Origin of the sequence: Pseudomonas sp. B19(2017) (assembly GCF_002113165.1) — a bacterium.
Lineage (GTDB): Bacteria > Pseudomonadota > Gammaproteobacteria > Pseudomonadales > Pseudomonadaceae > Aquipseudomonas.
The window spans coordinates 272,129-295,189 of the sequence record NZ_NEJR01000003.1 but is presented as its reverse complement, the minus strand read 5'-3'; the positions used below and the strand labels follow the sequence as shown (position 1 = coordinate 295,189).

22 protein-coding genes and 1 pseudogene are annotated in these 23,061 nt (G+C 65.2%); 1 reads left to right on the top strand and 22 read right to left on the bottom strand.

Annotated features, from left to right (window positions below; all coding sequences use genetic code 11):
* Positions 1-180 precede the first annotated feature (180 nt).
* From CAF70_RS07130 to CAF70_RS07115, 4 genes are read right to left on the bottom strand one after another with little or no spacing between them, the layout of a single operon-like run.
* Positions 181-1,473 carry an NAD(P)/FAD-dependent oxidoreductase gene (locus CAF70_RS07130; protein ID WP_085623202.1) on the bottom strand — a complete coding sequence of 431 codons (1,293 nt, stop codon included), beginning with the start codon at positions 1,471-1,473 and terminating at the stop codon, positions 181-183.
* Positions 1,466-2,143, bottom strand: coding sequence for a peptidase S8 and S53 subtilisin kexin sedolisin (locus tag CAF70_RS07125; RefSeq protein ID WP_085623203.1), 678 nt, complete (start codon positions 2,141-2,143; stop codon positions 1,466-1,468). The genes CAF70_RS07130 and CAF70_RS07125 overlap by 8 nt, the downstream gene beginning before the upstream one ends.
* Entirely contained in the window at positions 2,133-3,866 is a 1,734-nt protein-coding gene (locus tag CAF70_RS07120) for an ABC transporter ATP-binding protein (protein ID WP_085623204.1), read from the bottom strand. Before CAF70_RS07120 ends, CAF70_RS07125 begins: the two co-directional genes overlap by 11 nt.
* 1 nt (position 3,867) lies before the next feature.
* Positions 3,868-5,778: a sigma-54-dependent Fis family transcriptional regulator gene (locus tag CAF70_RS07115; RefSeq protein WP_085623205.1), complete on the bottom strand. Its 1,911-nt coding sequence runs from the start codon at positions 5,776-5,778 to the stop codon at positions 3,868-3,870.
* A 771-nt stretch (positions 5,779-6,549) separates the two neighbouring features.
* Between CAF70_RS07115 and CAF70_RS07110 the strand changes: the two are divergent.
* A pseudogene (locus CAF70_RS07110) lies at positions 6,550-6,795 on the top strand (contractile injection system protein, VgrG/Pvc8 family); the annotation flags it as partial.
* 698 nt (positions 6,796-7,493) lie between these two features.
* Here CAF70_RS07110 and CAF70_RS07100 read toward each other — a convergent pair.
* The 18 genes from CAF70_RS07100 to CAF70_RS07015 all read right to left on the bottom strand — a co-directional run bounded on the left by CAF70_RS07100 (position 7,494) and on the right by CAF70_RS07015 (position 23,045).
* Positions 7,494-8,342, bottom strand: a complete 849-nt coding sequence (locus CAF70_RS07100; RefSeq protein ID WP_085623207.1) for a CsgG/HfaB family protein — start codon at positions 8,340-8,342, stop codon at positions 7,494-7,496.
* Positions 8,343-8,375: 33 nt separating this feature from the next.
* Positions 8,376-8,789 carry a curli assembly protein CsgF gene (locus CAF70_RS07095; protein WP_085623208.1) on the bottom strand — a complete coding sequence of 138 codons (414 nt, stop codon included), beginning with the start codon at positions 8,787-8,789 and terminating at the stop codon, positions 8,376-8,378.
* A complete protein-coding gene (gene csgE, locus CAF70_RS07090) occupies positions 8,786-9,181 on the bottom strand; it encodes a curli production assembly/transport protein CsgE (RefSeq protein ID WP_085623209.1) in 396 nt (131 codons plus the stop codon). Before csgE ends, CAF70_RS07095 begins: the two co-directional genes overlap by 4 nt.
* Positions 9,178-9,705, bottom strand: a complete 528-nt coding sequence (locus tag CAF70_RS07085) for a type II secretion system protein (protein ID WP_085623210.1) — start codon at positions 9,703-9,705, stop codon at positions 9,178-9,180. Before CAF70_RS07085 ends, csgE begins: the two co-directional genes overlap by 4 nt.
* Entirely contained in the window at positions 9,680-10,054 is a 375-nt protein-coding gene (locus CAF70_RS07080; protein ID WP_085623211.1) for a type II secretion system protein, read from the bottom strand. The genes CAF70_RS07085 and CAF70_RS07080 overlap by 26 nt, the downstream gene beginning before the upstream one ends.
* Before the next feature lie 5 nt (positions 10,055-10,059).
* Positions 10,060-10,539, bottom strand: coding sequence for a type II secretion system protein (locus tag CAF70_RS07075; RefSeq protein WP_015270589.1), 480 nt, complete (start codon positions 10,537-10,539; stop codon positions 10,060-10,062).
* A complete protein-coding gene (locus tag CAF70_RS07070; RefSeq protein WP_085623213.1) occupies positions 10,536-12,401 on the bottom strand; it encodes a secretin N-terminal domain-containing protein in 1,866 nt (621 codons plus the stop codon). Before CAF70_RS07070 ends, CAF70_RS07075 begins: the two co-directional genes overlap by 4 nt.
* The gene (locus tag CAF70_RS07065) at positions 12,398-12,922 is read right to left on the bottom strand and encodes a hypothetical protein (RefSeq protein ID WP_085623215.1); all 525 of its coding nucleotides are present in this window, start codon (positions 12,920-12,922) and stop codon (positions 12,398-12,400) included. The genes CAF70_RS07070 and CAF70_RS07065 overlap by 4 nt, the downstream gene beginning before the upstream one ends.
* On the bottom strand, positions 12,922-13,485 hold the full coding sequence (gene pilO, locus CAF70_RS07060; RefSeq protein ID WP_085623216.1) for a type 4a pilus biogenesis protein PilO: 564 nt from the start codon (positions 13,483-13,485) through the stop codon (positions 12,922-12,924). Before pilO ends, CAF70_RS07065 begins: the two co-directional genes overlap by 1 nt.
* A complete protein-coding gene (locus tag CAF70_RS07055) occupies positions 13,472-14,014 on the bottom strand; it encodes a PilN domain-containing protein (RefSeq protein ID WP_085623218.1) in 543 nt (180 codons plus the stop codon). The genes pilO and CAF70_RS07055 overlap by 14 nt, the downstream gene beginning before the upstream one ends.
* 1 nt (position 14,015) lies before the next feature.
* Complete coding sequence (locus tag CAF70_RS07050) at positions 14,016-14,837, bottom strand: hypothetical protein (protein WP_371915942.1); 822 nt, start codon at positions 14,835-14,837, stop codon at positions 14,016-14,018.
* Positions 14,791-16,587: a GspE/PulE family protein gene (locus CAF70_RS07045; protein WP_256573274.1), complete on the bottom strand. Its 1,797-nt coding sequence runs from the start codon at positions 16,585-16,587 to the stop codon at positions 14,791-14,793. Before CAF70_RS07045 ends, CAF70_RS07050 begins: the two co-directional genes overlap by 47 nt.
* Positions 16,588-16,647: 60 nt before the next feature.
* Positions 16,648-17,181, bottom strand: coding sequence for a response regulator (locus tag CAF70_RS07040; protein ID WP_178076362.1), 534 nt, complete (start codon positions 17,179-17,181; stop codon positions 16,648-16,650).
* Positions 17,182-17,429: 248 nt separating this feature from the next.
* Positions 17,430-18,068, bottom strand: coding sequence for a SurA N-terminal domain-containing protein (locus tag CAF70_RS07035; protein ID WP_085623223.1), 639 nt, complete (start codon positions 18,066-18,068; stop codon positions 17,430-17,432).
* A 12-nt stretch (positions 18,069-18,080) separates the two neighbouring features.
* Positions 18,081-19,601 (bottom strand): ABC transporter substrate-binding protein, encoded by a 1,521-nt coding sequence (locus tag CAF70_RS07030; RefSeq protein ID WP_143491558.1) that lies wholly within the window; start codon positions 19,599-19,601, stop codon positions 18,081-18,083.
* Positions 19,602-19,753: 152 nt separating this feature from the next.
* On the bottom strand, positions 19,754-20,419 hold the full coding sequence (locus CAF70_RS07025) for an SCO family protein (RefSeq protein WP_085623225.1): 666 nt from the start codon (positions 20,417-20,419) through the stop codon (positions 19,754-19,756).
* Positions 20,416-21,072 carry an SCO family protein gene (locus tag CAF70_RS07020; protein ID WP_085623227.1) on the bottom strand — a complete coding sequence of 219 codons (657 nt, stop codon included), beginning with the start codon at positions 21,070-21,072 and terminating at the stop codon, positions 20,416-20,418. Before CAF70_RS07020 ends, CAF70_RS07025 begins: the two co-directional genes overlap by 4 nt.
* On the bottom strand, positions 21,069-23,045 hold the full coding sequence (locus CAF70_RS07015; RefSeq protein WP_085623229.1) for a YncE family protein: 1,977 nt from the start codon (positions 23,043-23,045) through the stop codon (positions 21,069-21,071). The genes CAF70_RS07020 and CAF70_RS07015 overlap by 4 nt, the downstream gene beginning before the upstream one ends.
* Positions 23,046-23,061 lie beyond the last annotated feature (16 nt).

Below are 23,061 nucleotides of genomic sequence, written 5' to 3'. Positions count from 1 at the left end.
TGAAGGCCCTATCGCCGGCAAGCCAGCTCCCACAGGTATTGCATAAGGCTTGAAGCTGATGCGGGTCAGCGAGCTTGCACTTCCTGTGGGAGATTTTGTGTTGAATGATTTCCAAAGGCTGGCGCTATCCCTGTGGGAGCTGGCTTGCCGGCGATGGGCCGCACAGCGGCCCCGGCGATCTCAAACCAGCCCCTGCTCCAACAGCCAACGCCGCACCATCATCTGCTGTTTACCCGCCAAGCCTGACAATACTGCCTCAACCGACCTGCCACTACGCACTTCACGCACCACCGGCGCCAACTCCACCCCCTGCAAATGCCACACTCCCAACGGCTGGTCCGCCGTCACCACCACCTCGGCCTCATCCACCAGCCCATCACGCAGTACAGGCCGCCGCTCTACCCGTACTGCGTGCCAGTCAGCGGCCAGGTGCATTGGCTGCGCATCCGGCCAGCCCTGGCGCTGATCCCAGAACGGCTGCCCCGCCCGACTCTGCTCCTGCCCGTAGAAATCCCGCCCAATCCGGGCAAAGCGCAAGAACAGCTGCTCGACCCGCTGCTGGTGAAACTGCCGCGCCAGCTCTGCCCGCTCAGGCCTGCGCAGCAACGTATTGATCACCACCGGCGCCTGCAACGCCGAAGACAGCGACTGGAAAATCCCGTTGCCCGACAGCGGATCAACCGCCATCGCGGCATCACCCACCCGTATCCAGTCCTGCCCGACGCACTCACCGGCCAGGATCGCGGTGCTGCTACGTGCATGCACCTGTGCTGGCGCCAGTGCCTGCTGATCGAACAGCTCGGCCACCAGCGTGCTGCGGCCACGCCGGGCCGCACAGTAATCCGCCAACCCGGCCTTGCCCGGCAACCCAGCAGCGTCCAGGGTGACCTGCCAGTAGCAGCGACCATCTTCCAGCCGCGCCATCCACGCCCAGCCATCCGCAAGGCTTTCCACCGCTGATGCTGGTGCCCCGGGACTGCCCTGCCAGACATTGAGCAGGCTGACCGTCTCCGGCCCACGAAGGCGGTCTGCCGCCAATGGAGCCTGGCGGCCTCGGGCCTCGACCAGGAAGTCGGCCTCCAGCACCTGCCCATCCTCCAGACGAACACGATGACCACCCTCGTGAGCGACCTCGCGCACCCGCCCCTCGACCACGCTCACGCCCGCGCGTTGAAGGTCGCCCCGCAACGCCCGGTCAAACCGTTGCCGGTCCAGCAAAAATTCCTGGTTCATTTGCAGGTGTTGGCCGTTCCAGCGTACCTGTCTGGTGGCCGGCATGGCCGCCTGGCTCAAGGCCCCGCCAAGGCCTGCGTGACGCAAGCCGTCCAGCACCCGCTGGGATACCCCTTCGACTGCCGCAAAGCGGCGCCAATCCGACACCACCGTTACGGCGTATCCCAGCCGACGCAGGCCAACAGCAGTAGCTGCACCGGCAGGGCCGGCGCCCAGCACCACAATGCGCGGTTCAGGCATGGCCGGCTCCTCGTCGCTCGGGGCCAGTGAAGGCCGCATGGTCACGCAACCAGTCATGTACCTGCTGGCGGTTCATGCACGGTTGAGCACGCAGCAAGGCTGCAATCCTGCCGCTCAAGGCCGCACAGCCGAGGCTCGCCCCCGCCCTGCCGCCCTCGCCCACGTAACCGCCAAAATCCGCTTGCCGAGTACCCAGCCACGACCATTGGCCCGGTGTACAGCGGGCATCGCCGGTAACCCGGATGATCCCGGGGTAGCTGGCCGGGAATACCGGCCCACCCTGCGCCGGGCTGGAAGCGCACAACAGCACACCGGCGGCCAGCGCTTCGGCACAGGCCTGGTGCAGCACCGGCCGGTCCTGTTGCAGGCCAAGGCTGAGGTTGACCAGCGTAGCGCCCGCCTCCACCAGCCACAGCAAGGCAGCTGCCACCTGCAAGGCGCTGGTACTGGCCTGGGCGCTGAACACCTGGGCCATCAGTACCGGCACCGCCCCGGCCTCACGTTGCACACCGGCAAGCACCGCACTGCCATGCCCCAGCTGGTCAGGCAGCATATCTCCTTCACGCAAATGGCCACCTTCCAGCCAGAAACGGCGGGCGGCGAGCAAGCCGCTGGCCTGCTCTAGCGAGCAGCCACTGTCGATGACGCCAATGCGCACGTCAGTGTCCATGCTGGGTTGCCTCATGCGGCAGCACCTGCAACTGGCCCTCATGCAAGTACAGGTGCAGGTCGGCATCGGCCAAGGTCGAAGCGCGGTGGCTGATCAGAATGCGCGTGCGGCCGGCGAACAGCTGGTCAATGGCCGCGATCACTTCGCGCTCGGTGGCTTCGTCCACCGCCGATGTGGCCTCGTCCAGCACCAGGATCGCCGGGGCCTGCAGCACCGCACGGGCGATGGCAATGCGTTGTTTCTGCCCGCCGGACAGCTGCTGGCCACGCTCGCCCAGCAGGCCATCCAGTCCCAGCGGCAGGCTGTCGACCAGGTTGTCCAGGCGCGCCAGGCGCACCACCCGCTCCAGCTCCTCACGGCTGGCCTCAGGCACGCCGTAGGCCAGGTTCTGCGCCAGGGTGCCGCGGAACAGCACGATGTCCTGGCTGACCACCGCAATGCGCCGACGCAGCGCGGCCAGGTCCAGTTCGCGAAGGTCTGTGCCATCCAGCAAAATGCGCCCGGCGTCCGGGTCATAAAAGCGCTGCAGCAGGTCGATCAGGGTCGACTTGCCCACCCCCGAGGCACCGCTGATGGCTACCTTGAGGCCACCCGGCACGCACACCTGCACGTTGTTCAGCACTGCGCCCTGGCGCCCCTCATGGGCAAAGCTCAGCGCCTCCAGGCGCAATTCGCCCGGGCCATCGGGTATAGGCTGCGGGTTGCCCGCCTGATGCACGGCAACCACCTCCTGCTTCAGTTCCATCACCCGCCCCAGGCTCACGGCCATGCGCTGCACCGCCACGTACAACCCCAGCAGGCTTTGTACCGGGCCCACCGCCATGCCCATGTAGGTGGAAAACGCGATCAGCGCGCCCAACTGCCAAGTGCCCTGGATCACCCACCAGCCGCCGACCAGGAACGCGCAGGCGCGGCACCAGGAAGTCAGCGTGCCAGGGATGGCCTGGGTGAAGAATTCGGTCACCTGCACTTTCAGCAACTGGCGCATGTAGCCCTGGCCCAGCTGGTCCAGGCGGCCCGCCTCGCGGCCTTGCTGGCCGGCCGCCTGGATGAACTTCATCGCTGGCAGGGTCTCGACCAGGAACGACGACACATCCGCCGAGCGTTCGCGCAGGTTGCGCACTTCGCGCTCCACCTTGCGCCGCATCCAGCGCAGCCACAGCACTTCGATCGGCACCAGCAGCGCCAGCAGCAGCGATAGCTGCCACGACAGCATCAGCATCAACGCCACCGCGCCAACCAGGCCGATCACCGCCGAAACCGCCGAGAACAGCGAGTCCACGGCAAAGCGCTGGATCTCCGCCACATCGCCGTCCAGCCGCGAAAGAATGTCGCCAATGCGCCGCCGTCCGTAGAACGTCGGCGACAACTGCTGCAGGTGGCGGTAAAGGTCATCGCGCAGGGCAAACAGGATTCGCCCCGACAACCGTGTATGCAGGTAGCGGTTGACCCCGGCCAGCACGGTACCCAGCAGGCCCGCACCGATCATGATCGCCGCCATGTGCCAGAGGGTGTGGTAATCCTTGGCCAGCAGCCCCTCGTCGATCAGGGTCTTGACCAGCCAGGGTTGCGCCAGCGCCAGCAACGAGGCACCCAGCGACAAACCGAGCAACAGGCCGATGGCACGTCGATGGGGGCGCACGAAACCATACAGCCAGGCCAACGCCTGGCGCATGAGTACAGGGTCGCTGGATTCCACCAGCCGGGCGAACAGGCCGCCCATGTCAGCCGCGCAACTGTTTGAGCTTGCGGTACAGCGTCGCCCGGCTGATGCCCAGTGCCTCCGCCGCCGCGGACACGTTGCCCTGATGGCGTGCCAGAGCGCTGCGGATCTGCTCCAGTTCGTTGTCCTTGAGGCTGCCGGAGGGCGCCGTGCTGTTGGCCAGTTCGTCCAGCAGGCAGTCGGTGAGGTGGTCGAGGGTCAGCACCTGTTCGCCTTCTTCGCGCATGGCCAGCGCCGTGCGTACGACCATTTCCAGCTGGCGGATGTTGCCCGGCCAGTCGAAGCCTTCGAGCAGCGCAGTCAGGGCCGGGTCAAGGGTCACGCCCCTGGCTTCGGACTTGTCCAGCAGGCCCTGGATGATCGCCGCCAGGTCATCGCGCTCGCGTAATGCCGGCAGACGCAGCGATACGCCGTTGACCCGGTAGTACAGGTCTTCGCGGAAGTGCTGCTCCTGCACCAGGCGCTTGAGGTCGCGGTGGGTGGCGCAGATCAGCGCCACGTCGATGTCCTGTTCTTCCCCTGCACCCAACGGGGCCACCCGCCGCTCCTGCAATACGCGCAGCAGGCGCGCCTGCAGGGCCAGCGGCATGTCGCCGATCTCATCGAGGAACAGCGTGCCGCCATGGGCCTGCATCAGTCGCCCGACCATGCCGCCCCGGCGCGAGCCGGTAAAGGCGCCCTCGCGGTAACCGAACAGTTCGGATTCGATCAGGCCTTCAGGGATTGCGGCGCAGTTGACTGCCACGAACGGTTTGTCGGCTCGCGGGCTGGCCTGGTGCAAGGCCCGGGCAACCACTTCTTTACCGGTGCCCGTCTCACCCAGCAACAACACCGGTAAGCCATTACCCAACCCTTGGCGGGCCATACGCAGGTTGCGTGCGAGCCGTGGGTCGCCACCAGCCAGAGCATCAAGTGCAGGCGACTGCTTGCTCAGCGTCGGCTTGCTGACCGGCGTGCCGCCGTTGACCCGGCCATGGCGCGGCAGCTGCAGGGCGCGGAAGTAGAACTCGCCTTTGGCCGTTTGCACGCTGCTCACCCCACCCTGCCACAGGCGTGCGATGAAGGCCGGTGAACGCTCCCCCAGCAAATCGCTGCTGCGCCGGCCCAACAGCTCATGGCGCGGCACCTGCAACAACTGGCAGGCACTGTCGTTGGCCGCCAGCACTTCGCCGTCCAGGCTCAGCGCCAGCAGGCCATGCCAGGCGCTGTTGAGGTATTGCGGGCGGCTATGGAAGGCCAACACCAATTGCTCCGGGTGGCACAAGCCAAACATCCGGCTTTCGATGTTGCCGGCCGCCAGCATGAGCGTCGACAGGCTGTCTTGTGGTTGCGCCATTACCCCTTCGCGGGTGATGTCGAGCACACCGATCACCTCGCCACGCGGGTCGCGCAGGGGTACCGAGGTGCAGGAGAACGGGCTGAGGCGGTCGAGGTAGTGTTCGCCGCAGTTGATCAAGGTCGGCCGGCCTTCTACTACGGCAGTGCCGATGGCGTTGGTGCCACGCAACGATTCGCTCCAGCAGCTGCCCGGGTGCAGGTCGCGCAGGCCTTCGCGTTGCAGCACGTGCTTCTGCCCTTCGATGGCCAGCACGTTGGCCTGGGCATCGCCGAGGATGACGATGCCGGCCTTGCCCTGGCGCGCCACCAGGTAGTCCAGTTCGGGAGTAACGGCGTCGACCAGCAGGCGGTTGCGCTCCAGCAGCACGCGCAGGTCATGGCCCTGTTCCAGGCCCAGGCCGACTTGCTCGCCTTGCAGGCAGTCCAGGCCATGGCCCAGGCTGCGGCGCCAGGAGGCGTCGATCTCCTCGCGCAGCATGCCCAGCGGCAGCTCGCCTTCACTGGCCAGTTTCAGACGGGCCTGGCGGGAATCGTGCAGCGGGTCGTGGGCGTTTGTTATGAGTTGTCGCGCCATTTTCTACTCCGGCTGTGCCCCGCAAGGTGGCGGGGAACGGGCTTGGGAATTTTCCGCAGTGTGCGGGAGAAATCCCTGGCCGTCATCAGGCTGCGGTAGAAGGTGGCATATGGTTACGTTTACGTAAAGGGATACGCAGGAGCACCGCCTTGCTCAAGATCTGCAAGCTTGCGCCATCTTTGTGGGAGCGGGCATGCCCGCGAACACCGGCAAAGCCGGTGCCACCCATCGCGTCGCCTGTTTCGCGGGCACGCCCGCTCCCACAGGTACTGCGCTAGCTGCGAATTGACGCGGTACCTGTGGGAGCGGGTTTACCCGCGAAGCGGGCCCTTAAGCTAAATCACGGCTGCAGCTTGATTTCAACAAAACCCAGGCGCCAGCCAGACACCCTGCGCCGGCCCATTCGTAGGTAAACCCGCTTCCACAGGGGCGGCGTCGCACTTGAAATTCGACAGATACTGCGCTGGCTTGGCCACCATAAAACGAATCAACCGGGCACCAGGCCGCTTCTGCAGAAACAGCGCACAACTTGTTCTTAACTCCATGGTCGCGAAGACGGCTTAAAAGCCAACCCAACAATTAAAAAACACTAAGTTACAAGTTTCAGAAAGTTCCTAATTACAACCAACAACACCGACACTCTGTTTATTTAAATCCCGCCGCAGTCCGCCTACCCTGCAAGTCCGCCCTCGCCATCAACCTTACCCCAGGCCCTCTCTGCACCAAGACTACGGCTGATACCGGAGCAGTTCTTAACAAGGAAAACACACCATGTACCGACAATCTGATCTGCGTTTCAGCTTCCAACCCTTGGCTGGCGACCTTCAATTCGAGGTGATTTCATTCGAACTCGACGAAGCCATCAGCACACCATTCCAGTTGAAGCTGGAGCTGATCAGTCACGAAGATGAAGTTGACTTCGGTCAGTTGCTGGACAAGCCGGTACTGTTCACGATCTGGCAGCACGAACGCCCACTGCGCTACGTGCACGGTGTGACAAGCAGCTTCATTCGGGGCAGGCGGCATTAACGCTTATGTCTACTGCCACAACGACCCCATAAATTTTATAGACCCCTCTGGCCATGTTCGAGGCAGGTCTCCCTCCCGACTGAATACTCCGCCCTTGAGTCCTGTAACTACTCGCCGCCCCCTTGCGTCGCCAGTTTCTACGCCTGACTGGGGCAGCGTTTTTGAGTTTACACAGGAACGTAGCCGTTCTAGATCTCCCATCACTGTGCAGGGCTCGCCAAAAACGTCCTCCGCCTCTCCTGCACCGCCACAATCAAGCTTGGCGGAGTACCCTATTAACCCAGGAAACGGCGACAGAGTCTTGGCGAAGCAGATCTTTGAAAACCTGCCCAGGGCTTCTAGGCCCCGAATCTCTTCAACATTGACTCTCTCACTAGATGAGGCCGTGGACCTAAGCTTGAAGAATACGGCTGAGTTCAACGCTTACCGTAGCGAGAGCGCGAAGAAAATCGCTATTTTTCGACAGGCCTTGATATATAGCAGATACACAAACCTAGGTATAACAAAGATTACAAACTCTATGCCAATCGAATACAATTATGCAGACATGAGAAACATATCAGCGGGATTTTCCTACTGGGTGAACCAAAATATCCGCGGCCAGTAAAACAGGCGCTTACTTATTAGCAAGCCAGCCGCCACCTCAGCGCAAATTCTGAGGTGGCGGCTGCCTTCATGAGCCTCTTTTACGGCCGCTGATTCTGGCTCAAATACTTGTCCACCGTAGCCTGCCCCTCCCCCGCATCTCCCGCCACCTGCCACAGCCGCCGCTCGATCCCCTGTACCAGCAAGTGCCCCACCGCCGCCTCGATCGCCGACAGCACGCACAGCTGCGCCGGCTCGTTGGTGGTGTACCCCACCTCAGCCTCCAGCAGTTTCTTGAACTCGATGAACTTGAACACCCCGGCACTGCGCCCGACCGAGTAGATGGTCTTGCTGGTCATCACGTTGGCCAGCACCTGCCCGGTGCGCACGTCCACCGCGCGCAGGTTCACGGTCACCTGGTCGACCCGGTACTCGCGGGAGATGTCTATCCCTAAGTAGCGGGCGCCTTCCCCACCGCTGCGCACGTTGGTGTCGTAGGCGATGATGCCGCCCTCCAGCATCAGGTTGGCGGCCTGCAGCGGCGGCAGCTCGCCCATGATGTTTTCCGGCACGTCGGGCTTTTTCTGCGAAGCACGGATGATCTTGCGCTCGGTCAGCAGGTTCTGCAGGCCTTCACGCTCCAGTACCACGAACCAGCCACTGGCGTTCAGGGCGTCCATCAGCATGCTGGCCGCGCCTTGGGTGACGCTGGTCGAGAACGAGCTGGCCGGGGTCGGCTTGTACTGCCCGGTCTGGTCGCGGAAGCCGTACACCACCGCCATCAACCGGCCCTTGGGCCGTGGCATGTTGATCAGGTCGTAGTAGGTCGAGGCCCGGGGGGTCAAGGTCGGGGTTTCCGAATCCTGTTCGGCGGGCATCGGTTCGCGCAGGCCACAACCGTGCAAACCCAGGGCGGTGAGGATCAGCAGCGTGCTCAGCAGACGTTTCATGGTGTTCACTCCCCAACGAAAAGCCTTCCCCCCTCAGGGGTTCAGGCCACTGACCTCAATGATCGAAATTTCTCCTGTGGCGCGATCGGTGACCTTGATACTCAAGGCCCCGGAATCGTCGATGACGTCGATGAGAAACGCATCGGTCGCCATGCTGCCGGTGTTGCCGTTACTGATGTTGTCCAGCAACTGCGACAACATCCGCGACTCCAGCTGGTTACTGAAGCGCTCAAGGGCCGTGGTGCCGGTAAAGGCCGAGGCACGGTCCTTGAGGTCTGGGTCGTCGTAGTCGTTCTGCGCCTGGGCGTTGTTCAGCAGCCAGGTGCCATTGAGCGGGTTGCCGCCAAAGGCCGGGTTGATCGGGGTGTACACCAGCTCGGTAGCCTGAGCGGCCCATGCGCCGGCCAACAGGCAAGCGGCGATGCAACAAGGTATGCGGTGCTTCATAGCTCGTCCCTCTCCAGATCGGTGGTGTCCTGCAGCAGGCGTTGCAACTTGCGTTGAATGATTTGCTGCTTGACCAGGTCGGCTGCTGCAACGGCCTCGTCCTTGAGCTCGGTGGTGTTCGGTGGCAGGAAGCGGCGGTACACCACCTCACGCTCGAATTCCACGGTGACCAGGCTGCCCCAGCGGGCATCCGGGCGTTCGCGCACCACCAGGTTGAAGTCCAGGCGGCTGGTGGCGCGCAGGCGATCGGCGAAGTAGTAGTAAAAGTCGTGGCCGATGTGCGAGATGGTGTTGTCGACGATGAAGCCCTGCATCTCGTCCTCGGCCTTGGCCGAAGTGGCCAGCACTGCCACCAGCAGCAGGCCCAGGCAGTGCACGGCCAGGCGGCTCATGGCGTGTCTCCCGGGCCGGCATGGGTCTGCACGCCACCGGCACTTTCGGTAAAGGCCTGCTCGGCGACGAACTGCCAGTCGCTGTAGTGCTCCAGCCCTTCGAAACCACTCCACTCGGCGCTGAAGCCACTGCGCTTGAACGGGGTGGCGTCGGAACGGCTGTGCACACCGGTGATGCGGCCATCGATCGAACGCAGCAGGCCCCATTCGTCACTGTTGGTGATGGGGTCGGGGTACAGCCGGCGAATGTGCCGCCTGGCCTGCGGGAAGCGGTTGTCCTGCAACAGGTCGGCCAGCTCCTGCGGATACTGGGCCAGGCCTGGCGAGGCGCGGTAGTAGCTGCGCAGGGCCTGGGCATACTGGCTGCCCACCCACAACAGCTGGCGTTCGCGGTCACGCTGGGCAGCACTGGCCCAGAGCGTACCGGTAGCGGCCAGGGCCACGCTGCTGACCGCAATCAGCAGCAACACACCGAGGTAGGTGAAGCCACCGTTGGCCTTACCATTCCGCGTACAGGCTGCCATCGCGCGCCCTCCCTGTGGCACCACTCTTGATATCGGCTACGCCGCCGGCCACGCCTTCGGGTGGTGGCAGCAGCTGCCAGGCATCGCTGCGTTCGGTGATCGGGTCGATCGGGGTGTTGCGCAGGTAACGCTGTTCCACCAGCTGCTCCAGCGAGTCCGGGTAGTGGCCGGTGTCGCCGTAGTAGTGGTCCAGCGCTTCGCGCAACACCGCCAGGCTCTGGCGCAGGGTGGCTTCGCGGGAGCTCTCCAGGCTGTTGAAGTAGCGCGGCATGGCGATGGTCATCAGCGTGGCGATGATCGCCAGCACCACCAGCAGTTCAATCAGGGTGAAGCCTTGGCGGCGTTTCATGGCTATCACCATTGCCCGTAGGGGATGTTGTTGAGGCCTTTGCCGCGGGCCTTGGAATACACGTCGAACACGTCTTCGCCTTCACGCGGGTTGTCGGGGCTGCTGTCGTAGGCGCGCAATCCCCACCCGCCTTCGTCCTCCCCTTTGGCCGCCACCAGCGGGTCGTGTGGGATGCGCCGCAGGAAGTAGAACTTGGCGCCCTTGGCACTGCGCACATCACGCACGCCATCGACCAGCACCTGCAGGTTCGGCGGGTAGCCACTGGCGTCCAGGCGCTTTTCGATGTAGCCGGCATCGAACGCTCGCTTGTAGGCGTCGATGGCGTCGCGAATCTGGTACAGCGCCTCGCGCAGCTGCTGTTCCTTGCCGCGGCGCACCACGGTTTCGGTCAGCGGCGCGGCCATGCTGGCAAGCAGACCGAGCAGTGCCAGGGTCAGCACCACCTCGATCAGGCTGAAGCCCTGCATGCGGCGCTGCGCGATCATGGCCGCGGGCTCCCTTTGGCCGGGGCGACCGCCATCTGGCTGTCCAGAACCGGTGCATCGTTGGTCGGGGCATTGCCTGGTACATCTGCTGGCGGCAGCGGCGCCATCTGCCGCACCTGCATGGCCGACTCGGTGCCGGTAGCGAACTCCATGTCTGACGGGCTCTGGTATGGCAGGTTGCGCACGATGCGCGGGGTGATCGCCAGCACCAGCTCCGACTTGCTCATGTCGTCCTTGTTGCTACCGAACAACCGGCCCAGGCCGGGGATGTCGCCAAGGCCGGGGATCTTGTTGCCACTGGCGTTGTGGTCGTTGCGCACCAGGCCGGCCAGCACCTGGGTTTCACCATCGTGCAGGCGCAGGGTGGTCTGGGCGTTGCGGGTGTCGACCTGAACCGGAATGGTGCCCTGACGCGTGGCTTCCAGCGGGGTGGCGTTGCTCACCTCCAGGGCCACCTTGATCGCCACTTCGTTGTTCAGGTGCACGGTGGGCTGCACTTCAAGCTTAAGACCCACGTCCAGGTAGGTGACGCTTTCGGTAATCACCGGGCCCTGGGTCGAGGGCACCGAGGTGGCGCTGATGATCGGTACCCGCTGGCCGATGTGGATGCGCGCCTGCTCACGGTTGCTGACGCGGATCACCGGGCTGGCCAAGGTGTTGATGTCCTTGTCCTGGGCGTTGATCTTGGCCTGCGGCGCCGGCGCGATGCTGATGCGGCTGGAGTCGATGCCCTTGAGCTGGTCGAGCACGCTCACCGGCTGGCCGTCGGAGCTCAGCACGCCGAAGGTGTTGGGCCATTGCAGGCCGAGGTCGAGGATGCGCGAGGTGGCCACCTCCATCACCTCCACTTCCAGTACCACTTCGGGGTTGGACTGGTCCTGCGACTGCAGCAGCTTTTCGGCCATGCGCACGGCATCGGGGGTGTCGCGCATGGTCAGGGTGTTGAGGCGTTCGTCGACGAACACGTCGCGGGTCTTGAGCATGGTCTTGACCATGTTCAACGCGGTGTTGGCATCGATGCTGGTCAGGTAGAAGGTACGCATGACCAGTTCCTGGTAGTCCTTGGTCTTCTGCGGCGAATCGGGGTAGATCATCAAGGTGTTTTCATTGACGATCTTCTGCCGCAGCTGGTTCTGTTCCAGCAGCAGCGCCACGGCGTCCTCGATGCGCAACTCGCGCACGAAGATGGTGGCCTTCATGTCCGGGCGCATGTCCTTGTCGAAGATGAAGTTGATGCCGGCAACCTGGGACAGCACTTCGAAGATGGTCTTCAGGTTGGCATCGCGAAACTCCAGGGTCACCGGCCGCTCCAGCTTGCTGCGCAGCTGCGGGAACGGTTGTGCGGTGCGTGCCTGGACGTTCTCGATGTCGCTGCGCAGGGCCACGCCCTTCTGGTTCTGCGGGTCCAGGCGCAGCACTTCGCGCATGTAGCGCTCGGCGCCGAACAGGTCACCCTGGCGCAGCGCCGCCTGGCCGAGCGCCACGCGCTCGTCGAGGGTGCGGATCAGCTCCAGCTGGCGGGTGCCTTCCTGGGCGCGGCGGTTGTTCGGCTCCAGGGTCAGCACCCGGCCATAGCCCATGCGGGCGCCGGCGAAGTCATGGCGGATGCGGTCGGCATCGGCCTGGGTCAGCAGCGCCTCGACCGCGGCCTGCCGGCTGTGGGCCAGGGCGATGTTCAGCTCGGTGTCACGCGGGTCCTCGCGCAGGGCTTCTTCCAGGCTGGCGATGCCGGCTTCGTACTGGCCCTCCTTCATCAGCTGTTCGCTGTCTTTGCGTACCGCGCTGGAGCCGCAGCCGGCAATCGCCACGCACAGCGCTACAAGCAGGAACGGAGCCGGTTTGCACAGCTTTGACGACTTCATGGTGCGCTCCCTACAGACAAAGTCTGCGACTGATGCAAAGGCAGGTAGACCAGGTGCAGCTCGCTAGCCGATACCCGATCCAGGCGGTAGGTGTCTTCGATCACGTCGCCCTGGCGCACGACGTAGAGTTTTTCGCCGCTCTGCAGGAAGATCTGCAGGTCGTCGCGCTCGCCCATGCGGCCGATGAACTGGAATGGCAGGTCCGGCGCGGTTGGCGCTGCGGGTGCGACCGGGGCAGCGTTCACGGGTTGTTCGGTGACCGTGGCCAGGGCCTGGGGCCTGGTCCATTGCTGGGTCGGGAACAGATCTCTTGAGGCCTGTTCCGGCCCTTTCGCGGCGGTTCGGCGCCCCGACGCGCCCGCTCCCACAGGCTCGGCAGCGCCCACAGGTCCTGTGGGAGCGGGCGAGCCCGCGAAGGGGACGACGCCGTCTTCCTGGCCGAACCAATGCCCAGGCGCCCAGGCCAGCGCTGCACTCACGCCGAGAAAGCCTGCCCAGATCGCTGCACGTTGTGTGTTCATCACGACCTCGACAGGTAAAGGGTCATGCGCAGGCGGGCGTTGAGCTCGCTGTCGCCAATGCGTTTGCGTTGCAGTTCAAGGTCTTCCAGCACCAGGGTCGGCAGCTGCTTGAGCAGGCCCTTGAGGAAGCCGCGAATCTGCGGATAGCTGCCGCGTACCGGCAGCACGATCTGGTAGCGCGCCAGCTGCGTCCTGGGATCGACGCCCAGGGCATATTCGCCACGCGCCAGGCTGATATGCTCGGCGCTGGCCAGCTGGTACAGGCGCTCGATCAGCGCGCTGGCCTGGGGCTGCCCGGGCAGTTGCTGGCGCAGGCTATCGAGGGCCTGCTGCTCGGGTTTGACGGCGATTTTCAGCTCGCCACGCCTGACCCGCTCGAGCTGCACGCTGGCGTCCGCTTCAGTGGCGCGCAGCTCGCGCAGGTTCTGCCATTGCGGCAATACCCCGGCGCACAGCACCCCCACGGCCAGCAAACCCACCGCAACCGCCGCCAGGCCGACCGGGCCGACGCGACGCAGGCGCTCCTGGAGGATCAGGCTGTTCAGCGACTCACGGGCGCGCATGGCCGGTCTCCCAAGTGGCGGTAAGGGTGAAGCGCACCGGGTGCTCGGGCTGCGCGGCCAGTACCTCGTGGTTGAGCAACGACACATCGCTGAGCTCGGCACTGGCTTCCAGGCGCTGGTGGTACTGCAGCATCGCTTCCAGGTTGCGCGCCTCGGCGGTGATGCGCAGCTGGCCTTTGCGTGCGTCGGGGGCCAGGCTGAGCAGCGCCACGTCGTCCTGCGGCTGCGCTTCGAGCATGTCGAACAGCTGCTGCCAGGGCCGTTGCAGCTGCTGCGAGACGCTTTGCATCTGCACCAGGCGCTCGGCCTGTTCGCGGCTGGCAGCGGTGCCCAGCGGTGCGACGGTAGCCGGACGACGGCCCAGTTGCTGCTCCAGGCTGTGTACGCTGGCCTCTCGTTCGACCTGCTCGGCCTGCAAACTGTGTTGCAGCAACACCAGGCCAGCGACCATGGCGCTGCCCACGGCGAGCAGCGACCAGGCCAACGGGCTGCTGCGCCGGGGCTGGAATTCCAGGTCGAGGCGGCGCATCTCAGGCCACCGCCCGCCACATGGCGCACAGCGGGTCGGCATCGGTAGCCGGCTGGCACAACTGCACCGCCGCCAGCTGCGGCACGTCGCCCCGGCCCGGGGCATGCAGGTAGACCCGTGGCAGGTGTTCGCCATACAGCTCACAGGTGCGCTCGATCAGCGCTTGCAGGGCCTGGTCACTATCGGCGCAACCTTGCGCCAGCACTTGCTGCCAGGCCCCGCCGGCAGCCAGCAGCAGCACGCTGCGGCGCGGTTCGGCCAGAACGAACAGGAAGTCTCCCTGCTCCAGCTGTGCCGCGCAGCGGTTGTAGGCAGCCATCAGGTACGGCTGCACCGAACGCAGGCTCAGGTGGCTTTCCCGGCCCAGCGCCTGCAACCGCTGCAGCAGGGCTTCGGGCAGCGCCGTGGCGATGCGTGCGGCACCGGCCGGCTCGGGCGAGAGCACGATGCGCCAGTCGTCCAGCGGCTGCCCGTAGAGGTTTTCGAAACAGGCCCGGGCGTAGGCGTCCAGCTCGCGCGGGTGGCTGATGGCATCACTCCAGGGCACCAGGCAGAAGCGGCTGTAGCGGGCCGACAGCAGCACCCGCAACTGGGCACCGCGCGCGGCATGCTCGGCCAGCAAGGTGGCCAGGGCGTCGACGGCGGCTTGCCACGCCGGTTGGGCGGTGTCGCAGGTGAAGTCGCGGCTGCCCAGCCATTGGTGGTGGTTGGCGTGCCAGCAGCCCAGGCCCACCCCTTCGGCGCCGAGTACGGCGCTGTAGCGGCAAGCACCATGTTCAGATGAATGTGACACGGTTGATCTCCTCGAGGGTGGTACGGCCATCACGGACCAGGTCCAGGGCCGAGGCCCGCAGCAGGCGCAGGCCGCGCTGGCAGGCGAGAGTCTTGATCTGCGACAGAGGGCGACGCTCGACGATCATCTGCCGCAGGTCGTCGTCCAGGTGCAGCAGTTCGGCGATGGCGCTGCGGCCGCGGTAGCCACTGCCACGGCACTGGCCGCAACCCTGGGCGCGGACGAACTTCCAGCCAGCCACACCCTCGCGGGTCAGGCCCGAGCCAAACAGGGTGTCGTCATCGTGTTCGCAGGGTGTAGCGCAGTGCGGGCAGGCCAGGCGGATCAGGCGCTGGGCCAGCACTGCATTCAGTGCAGAAACAAAGCTGTAGGGGTCGACCTGCATCTGGCTGAAGCGGCCGATCACATCGAACACGTTGTTGGCGTGGATGGTGGTGAACACCAGGTGGCCGGTGAGCGCCGACTGCACGGCGATCTGGGCGGTGTCCGGATCGCGGATTTCGCCGACCAGGATCTTGTCCGGGTCGTGGCGCAGGATCGAGCGCAGGCCGCGGGCGAACGTCAGGCCCTTCTTTTCGTTGACCGGGATCTGCAGCACGCCGGGCAGCTGATATTCGACCGGGTCCTCGATCGTGATGATCTTGTCTACGCCGTGGTTGATCTCGCTGATCATGGCGTACAGGGTGGTGGTCTTGCCGCTACCGGTAGGGCCGGTGACCAGGATCATGCCGTAGGGTTCGGCGGCCAGCCGGCGCAGGGCGCGCAGGGTTTCCTCGGCGAAGCCCAGTGCCTGCAGCTGCACGCCACTGACCCGGTCGGACAGGTCCTGTTTGTCGAGCACCCGCAGCACCGCGTCTTCGCCGAAGATGCTGGGCATGATCGATACCCGGAAGTCGATTTGCCGGTCGCCCACGGCAACCTTGAAACGGCCATCCTGGGGCACCCGTTTTTCGCCAATGTCCAGCTCGGCCATTACCTTGATGCGCGAGATCACCTGGTCGGCGAAGGCGCTGCCGCTGGCCTTGCCGGCGCCGTTGAGCACGCCGTCGATACGGTACTTGATAGTCAGGCCCTGGCCGGTCATGCCCAGGTGGATGTCGCTGGCGTGCAGCTTGAGGGCGTCGTACAGCGTGGAGTTGACCAGCTTGACCACGCGGCTCTGGTCTTCGCTGATGCTGGCCAGCGACAGACGTTGCAGCGGGTCGCTTTCGCTGCTGGCTTCGATATCGTGGTCGAGGGCGTCCACGGCGTGGAAGCTTTCTTCGTGGCGGGCCAGGAAGGTGGCCAGGTCTGCGGCGTGGGCCAGGTACAGCGGTGCGCCTTGCAGCACATCGTCGATCCAGGCCAGGCGGGCGTGGTCGAAGGGGTCTGCGAACACGCCCAGCAGTTGGCCGCCCTGCTCGATCAGCACGCACTCACGCTTCAGGCACATCGCCAGGCTGACCTTGTCGAAGCGTGGGCTGCTTGCCAGCAGGGTGTGGCTGTCCAGCACCGGGTAATGCAGGGTCAGGCCCAGGCGCTGGGTGAAGGTATCGGGGGTGTCGCAGGCCAGGCGTTCCAGGCGGGTGAGCAGGCGTTCATCGCTGGTTTGCAGGCGGGCCTGGGCCAGCAGGTCGCGGGGGTAGGCTGAGAATGGTGCTGGATGCTTCGCGGGCGTGCCCGCTCCCACAGGTTCACTGCGAACCTGAAGACCACGCGAATCCTGTGGGAGCGGGCAAGCCCGCGAAGAGGCCGGTGCAGGCGGTAGAGCGTCCCGGGTTGCATCGAATGCTTCTGGCATGGCCTGCGACTCCGCTCAGGGGCGCGTCGCAGGCTGGCTCGGCCAGGGGTGCGGGCGCCGCTATTCCCCTGTGAGCAGTTGTTCGTCGTCGGGCCCTGGGGGCTTGGCGCCATTACGGCGGCGGTCAGCCAACACCCAGCTTCCATCGTACAACTGCAGGGGGAACGATTCGTTCCTGTTCTGGCGTCGTTCGACGAACCCTTCAGCCGGGTTGTCCGTGGCCCTGCGCCGGCGCTCGATGCCCATCAGGTCGAAGACCGCACGGGCCAGTTCCACCAACGGGAACGGCTTGAACAGGACATGGCTCACACCCAGTTCGGCGGCCCGCTCACGTACTTCTACGGTGGGGTGGGCGGTAATCAGCACGAAGTGGCACTGCCTGTTCCTGCGTACGCTCTCCAGAACCTGAAAACCCTCCATGTCGGGCAAGCGGTAATCCAGCACGATCACTTGCGGTGCCAGGCTTGCAGCCTGCTCGATACCACTGGCACCGTCGTGGGCAACATGAACTTCCAGGCCTTGCGCCTGCAGGTACGCTTGCAGGTTCTGCGCAAGGGTCTGTTCGTCATCGACTACCAATACTCTGTTCACCAAGGTCGACTCCCAAGAACTGCCCGGTAACCCGGTCTGCGAAGTGCGCCCCTGTACAGGCTTGAGCAGGCTTCGTGCCAGGCGTGAATAGTCATGCTGCACCACTGTAAATCATTGATTTGCCAAAGGTATAAAGCAACACTTGGACCGCGGCAGGCAGGCGCACCCGCGGCGTTCCCCATATGCGGGGAAACTGCTGGCACCATGCCATTTCGTTATTCCCCAGTATTGGGGAAACGCCATCAGCGACCTCAGTCGGCAATCTCCACATTAGCGGACGCGCGCAAACGTTGGCGCACGGACTGACGCGCCTGCGCCTCTCGCTGCCCGATGAGCGTGGTCCTGGCCAGGACCAGGCCCTGTTCGCGTATGACCGAAGGCTTGTCACTTTGTTGCGCTCCCTGCAAGGTTTCCCGGTTGGCATCATAGAATGCCTCGACTTCGGCCTGGCTGGGCGCAGCGACCGCACTGAGCTGGGCATACACCTGCTGCGCGGCCAGCTCGCGCCGGGTGTACTCATTGTACTGTGCCCTATCGAAGCCCGCTTCCGCCAGCCGCCGTTCAAAGATTGCCGGGCTGCCAAGCGCGGCCTCGACCTCGCCCACATGCGCCGACACCTGCTCGTCGCTGATGGCTATGCCGCGGCGCTGGGCCTCCTGCCACAACAGCTCCTTGTCGATCAGCTCACCCAGCGCCTGGTCGCGCAGGCGCTGGTACAGGGTCGGGTTGCGGATGCTGGCAACCGCGCGGCCCTGGGCGTCCAGGTACTCGCTGAAATAGCGCTCCAGGCGCGCCATTTCGATCTCCACGCCATTGACCCGCGCCACCGCCATATCGGCCCAGCTTGCCTTGGCCAACACCTGCAAAAGGCACAACAACAGAACACGCATGGCAACCTCCGCTCAAGGGCTGTCCGGCAGTGGCCGGTACGGGGTAACCGCGGTGAAGCGCGGCCCGGGCAGGGCCACCGCCACCACATGGGCACCGGCCATGCCCTGGCGGCGACCGGGGCCGAAGCCCAGGGCCGGGGTCAAGCCGGTAGACACATCATGCAGGCCTTCCAGCGCGGCAATCAGCTGCTCGCGGCTGGTGTCACGGCCAGTCTGCTTCAACGCTTCGCTCAACAGGCGCAGGGCGCACAGAGTGTCGACCTGCAACGACGCCTGGCGAGCATCGAGGCCCTGGCGCTGCTGCAGGCCGGCAAGCGTCGCCAAGCCCTGCTCGGTCCAGTCCTCGGGCACATAGGGATAGGCCAGGAACACCCGTTGCGACCACGTCTCGGGCAAGCGCGCCACGGCGCCAGCCACTTGGCTCGAGGCGGCAAACAGGTAGGGCCGGCGGCCGGCGGCCTGCAACGCCGAGGCCAATTCGGCAAAGGCCTGGGCGCGGCCCAGAAAGACAATGCCCTGCCCGTCCACAGCCTGGCCAGCAAAGGCCTGGACAGCAGGTGGTGCCCAGCCCTGCTGAAGCAGGCGTTCGCGCACTTGCCCGGCCAACGCCGCTTGCTCGTTGCCGGCATACACCACACGCAGGTCGCCCGCTGCCAGGCGCAACCCCGAGCGGGCGTGGCCTGCCAGGCTCAGCAATTGCGCTGGCAAGCCGGGCAAGGGGTCGAAAATCTGTACGCTGCCGCCGCTGCGCGGGGTGCTGCCGATCAGCGGGACATTGTGTGGCGCCAGCAAGGTGGCCAGGTGCTGATCGAGCATAGGTGCCAATGGCGCGATCAGCGCAAACACCCGCTCCTGCTCCAGCAACTGCTGCAGTGCCCGTTCGCCACTGGCCGGGTCGGCGCCCGGGTCAAGGGCAACCAGTTCCAGGCGTCGCCCGTGGATGCCGCCTTGCTGGTTGAGCTGGGCCAGGCCGTCTTCCAGCACCGCACGCACCACTTGCCCGGCCTCGGCCAGCGGGCCGGATCCCGGCAGCAAGGTGCCCAGGCGCAACACGTCTTCCTCCACACCGGGGTCGCGCTCCTGGGCCAGGCGCTTGAGGTAGGCCGTGAGGTTGCGCTGGTCGGCCAGGGTCAGTTCGAAGCGTGGCATGGCCGGGTCCAGGCGATTGCCGGCCGGGTCGACACCGCGTTGAATGGCCCGGGCCAGGCTGCTGTCGGTGTAGGCCGGGTAGCGGCGGCCGTTGACCTCGCGTTCGCCCTGGCCTTGTGCCAGGCGTTGCCAGTCGAGGCTGGGCGGGCGCACACCACCTTCGGCACGGCCGCGGCCATCGTTGCCGTGGCAGCTGGCGCAGGGCAGCACGCTGGCGGGGACCGTCATGTCGCTGGCGCCGACCCGGGCTTGCAACTGTGCGTCGCTGCTGGAGACGCCCTCGCGGTAGAGGCGTTTCCCGGCTTGTTCAGTGGCGGTGAGATCGAGGGCAAAAGCTGGAGTACCGACCACCAGACCAACAAGCAGCGCCAGGATTGTGTTCAAGACTCTTCCAGCCTGTTCTGGCCTCATCGCCGGCAAGCCGGCTCCCACAGGGACAACATTACCTTCAGGGGCACTACGGTCCCTGTGGGAGCTGGCTTGCCGGCGATGAGGCCGGCAGCAACAGCACAAGGCCGCCAAGGCATTCATGATGCTCACCGCCCCGCCAAAGGCAGGGCCAGCAACTGCATGCGCTGGGCAATCGCCGCAGGCGGTGCATCCGGGCGGATCTTGCTCCAGCGCTTGCCAGCCACATCGCCGGCAATCAGCTGTGTCGAATGCTGCTCAGGGCTGGGCAGGAACTGGCCGATGCGGCCGAGCACCAGGTCGACATTGGCCTTTTCACCAGTCAGGAACAACCAGTTGGGCCCGTCCACGCCCTGCTTTTCGGCAAACGCCTTGAGCACCTGCGGGCTGTCGTTCAGCGGGTCGCTGCTGATCGACACGAAGGTCACCTGGCTGGCCAACTGCGGCCCCATGGTCTCGCGCACTTCGCGCAACTTGCGGGTAATCAGCGGGCAGGCGTCGGTGCAGTGGGTGAAGATCACGTTGAGCATCACTACCTTGTCCTTGAGCACATCGCTATAGAAGCGCAGCTCGCGGCCGTTCTGGTCCTTGAGCACAGTGTCGGTGAACCAGGTCTGGGCATCACGGGTGCCACCGCCACTGGTCATCGCCTGCTGGGCCGGCTGCGGTTCTGGCGCCTGCGGGGCATGGCCTTGATGGGCCAAGGCCACCGAGGCGAGGATCCACAGGCAGCCGCCCAGCACCAGCCAGTCAAAACCGCGCATGCTTGCGCGGCGGGAGCTTGTCTGGCTCATGGTTGCACCTCGTGATGGTCGGCAATCGCCGTGCTCTTGGCATGCACCCGGCGGGCGCCGAGGCGGTTGATTTCGTCGATCAGCACTGCCGGGTCGGTGAAGCCGTAGTAACGCGTCCAGTGCCCGCTGCGACCGTCACCTACCAGGATCAGCGGCGGGTGCTGGGTGAGGTCGGCGCTGAAGCTGCCCAGGCCCTTGAGGGTTTCGCTGATCGCATACGGCGTGCCGGTCAGCCAACTCCAGCCCGGCCCCTTCTGGAAAGCCTTGGCGTAGTCCTGCAGGCGCTTGGCGTCATCACGTTGCGGGTCGACGCTGATCGATACCAGATGAATGTCCTGCCCTACCCGACCACCCAGCTGCTGCTGGACCTTGCCCATGATCGACGACACCACCGGGCACACCGTGGTGCAGCTGGTGTAGATGAAGCCCATGACCACCAGGTGGTCGCCGACCAGGTCTTTTTCCAGGCGTACCGGCATGCCGTCCTGGTTCAGCAGCGAGACATCGGCAAAGCGCACGCTGGCCTTTTCCTGGCGCGCCGCCGGCGGCTTTGCGCCGTGGCCATCATGATCGTGGCCGCCATGGGCCAGGGCCAGGTTGCCGGCAAAAGCCAGGCTCAGGGCCAACAGTTTGCAAACATGCTTGGCGTTCATCGCAGGTTCCTCACCTCAATTTCGGAAGCGTTGGACGTTGCGGCCGGCAGGACGCGCAGGCTGGTGTAGTTTTCTTCGGCAAACCTGCGCCCCAGCGACGGCGATTGCACATGCAGGTACCAGGCGCCGGCTTCGGGCAGGTTCAGGGCCGCCTGATAGATGCCCTCGCCCACCTCCTCCAGCTGCAGGTTGCGCGGCATCGACGAAGGCGCCAGGAAGTAGCGCAGGCTCAGGTCGCTCAGGCCCAGGCGCGGCTCGCCGTCGTCACCGACGATGCGCACCCGTGCAGTAATGGCGCTGTGCTGCGACAACGGCCGGTCCAGGCCGATGAACTCGGCATGCGCGCCCTTGCGCTTGCCGGCATTCGGCGCTACGGCCACGTCGGTGCTGAAGCAGTGGATGATCTGTGGCTGGTTAAGCAGGAAGGCCACGTCGAACTTGCCGGCAGCGGGCATCTTCACTGTCGAACCGTACACCCCCGGCGCCAGCTCCCGCAGGCTGCGGTCGACGACGATGGCGGCGCGGGCCTGGTGGCCACGGTTGTTGTAGCCGGACATCGGTGCGTTCATGCCTTCGGCATAGAAGTAGGTGGTGTTGTCCACCGGGTTGACCACGAACACCGAATTGTCGTCGCGGGACACCGACAGCCCCTGCGCCAGCGGCAGCTCCCCAGCCTGGCGTGGCGCTGCCGGGCCGGCCTCGAAGCCCTGGATGATCGGCGAGCGCCCTTCGCCCAGGCTGGCCAGGTTGATCATGCTCACCTTCGGCGAAGCCAGGCCGCGTACGTAGGCATAGCCCTTGGTGAAGGTCAGCTGGTACGGTTCGGCCGCCACCGGGATCTGGTGGATCAGCTTGTCGGTACTGGCGTCGATCACCAGTGCCTGATTCTCCAGGGTATTGAGCACGATGCCGTAGCGGCCATCGCTGCTGAAACGCATCGGCCCCAGGCCCTGTTCGGCCTGGACCGTGTGGCGCAGCTGGTGGTTGTGGGCGTCGAACACGCGCACGCTGCCCTCCTCGCCATCGACCACATACACCGCCTGGGATAGCGCCGAATAGCTGACCGCCAGCGGGTGCGGGCCAACCTTGATGGTCTTGGCCAGGCGCATTTGCGGGATGTCGATGACGCTCAGGGTGCCGCTGTCGCGGTTACTGACATAGGCGTAGCGCGAATCGGCACTGAAGGCGATCTCGTGGTGCCCGCTGCCGGTGTTGAAGGTTTTCAGGGTGTCGCGCCCCGGTACATCGATCACTGTTACCCCGCCCTTGGCCGGATCGCTGCTGTTGTTGCCTACCCACAGCCGGTGCTGGTCCGGCTGCAGGGCCACGCGCAGCGGCTGGTCGCCAGCGTCCAGGTCGGCCACGCGAGTGAAGGTTTCGGTGTCGATCACCGAGACCTTGCCGCGCTCGGGAATGGATACGAACACCTGCTTGTCGTCACCGGTGGCCACCCAGTCCATAGGCCGCCCAGGCAGGTCGATACGGGCCAGGGTGCTGGTCACACCGCCCACCGATACAGTCGGGTCGATCACCGTCAGGCTGGCGTCCTTGTTCATCATCAACAGGAAGTAACTGTTCAGGTCGAGCAACGGCCGGGCGCCGATGCTGCTTTTGAGGAACAGCGCGACACGGGCCTTGCAGCTCTGGTCGCGGTCGCCCTCCGGGGCCGACTGCGTCGGGTCGATCCACGCGCCCGGGGCCATGCCCGACAGCGGCTGGCCACTGGCCTGGTCGCTGACCTTGAAACGAATGTTGGCGAAGCTGCCCTCCTGCAACTCATCCCCCGCCAGCGGCCGAGCCTCGAACTCCACGGTCACACCGTCGCGGCTGAGCCGGTGCAGGGCCTGCGGGTCGGCAGAACCCTGCAAATACTCGCGCGGATCGCACCAGAGGCTTTCATAGGCCACGCCCAGGCCGATCAGCACAGCCCCCAGTGCTACCCCCATGTACGCAAGGCGGGTCTTCTTGTTCATTTTCGCGCCCCCATTT

Bases quoted from the DNA above. Each gene is read 5' to 3' on its own strand.
- CAF70_RS07130 (WP_085623202.1), bottom strand. From the start codon at position 1,473: ATGCCTGAACCGCGCATTGTGGTGCTGGGCGCCGGCCCTGCCGGTGCA.
- CAF70_RS07125 (WP_085623203.1), bottom strand. From the start codon at position 2,143: ATGGACACTGACGTGCGCATTGGCGTCATCGACAGTGGCTGCTCGCTA.
- CAF70_RS07120 (WP_085623204.1), bottom strand. From the start codon at position 3,866: ATGGGCGGCCTGTTCGCCCGGCTGGTGGAATCCAGCGACCCTGTACTC.
- CAF70_RS07115 (WP_085623205.1), bottom strand. From the start codon at position 5,778: ATGGCGCGACAACTCATAACAAACGCCCACGACCCGCTGCACGATTCC.
- CAF70_RS07100 (WP_085623207.1), bottom strand. From the start codon at position 8,342: ATGAAACGTCTGCTGAGCACGCTGCTGATCCTCACCGCCCTGGGTTTG.
- CAF70_RS07095 (WP_085623208.1), bottom strand. From the start codon at position 8,789: ATGAAGCACCGCATACCTTGTTGCATCGCCGCTTGCCTGTTGGCCGGC.
- csgE (WP_085623209.1), bottom strand. From the start codon at position 9,181: ATGAGCCGCCTGGCCGTGCACTGCCTGGGCCTGCTGCTGGTGGCAGTG.
- CAF70_RS07085 (WP_085623210.1), bottom strand. From the start codon at position 9,705: ATGGCAGCCTGTACGCGGAATGGTAAGGCCAACGGTGGCTTCACCTAC.
- CAF70_RS07080 (WP_085623211.1), bottom strand. From the start codon at position 10,054: ATGAAACGCCGCCAAGGCTTCACCCTGATTGAACTGCTGGTGGTGCTG.
- CAF70_RS07075 (WP_015270589.1), bottom strand. From the start codon at position 10,539: ATGATCGCGCAGCGCCGCATGCAGGGCTTCAGCCTGATCGAGGTGGTG.
- CAF70_RS07070 (WP_085623213.1), bottom strand. From the start codon at position 12,401: ATGAAGTCGTCAAAGCTGTGCAAACCGGCTCCGTTCCTGCTTGTAGCG.
- CAF70_RS07065 (WP_085623215.1), bottom strand. From the start codon at position 12,922: ATGAACACACAACGTGCAGCGATCTGGGCAGGCTTTCTCGGCGTGAGT.
- pilO (WP_085623216.1), bottom strand. From the start codon at position 13,485: ATGCGCGCCCGTGAGTCGCTGAACAGCCTGATCCTCCAGGAGCGCCTG.
- CAF70_RS07055 (WP_085623218.1), bottom strand. From the start codon at position 14,014: ATGCGCCGCCTCGACCTGGAATTCCAGCCCCGGCGCAGCAGCCCGTTG.
- CAF70_RS07050 (WP_371915942.1), bottom strand. From the start codon at position 14,837: ATGGCCGTACCACCCTCGAGGAGATCAACCGTGTCACATTCATCTGAA.
- CAF70_RS07045 (WP_256573274.1), bottom strand. From the start codon at position 16,587: ATGCCAGAAGCATTCGATGCAACCCGGGACGCTCTACCGCCTGCACCG.
- CAF70_RS07035 (WP_085623223.1), bottom strand. From the start codon at position 18,068: ATGCGTGTTCTGTTGTTGTGCCTTTTGCAGGTGTTGGCCAAGGCAAGC.
- CAF70_RS07025 (WP_085623225.1), bottom strand. From the start codon at position 20,419: ATGAGCCAGACAAGCTCCCGCCGCGCAAGCATGCGCGGTTTTGACTGG.
- CAF70_RS07020 (WP_085623227.1), bottom strand. From the start codon at position 21,072: ATGAACGCCAAGCATGTTTGCAAACTGTTGGCCCTGAGCCTGGCTTTT.
- CAF70_RS07015 (WP_085623229.1), bottom strand. From the start codon at position 23,045: ATGAACAAGAAGACCCGCCTTGCGTACATGGGGGTAGCACTGGGGGCT.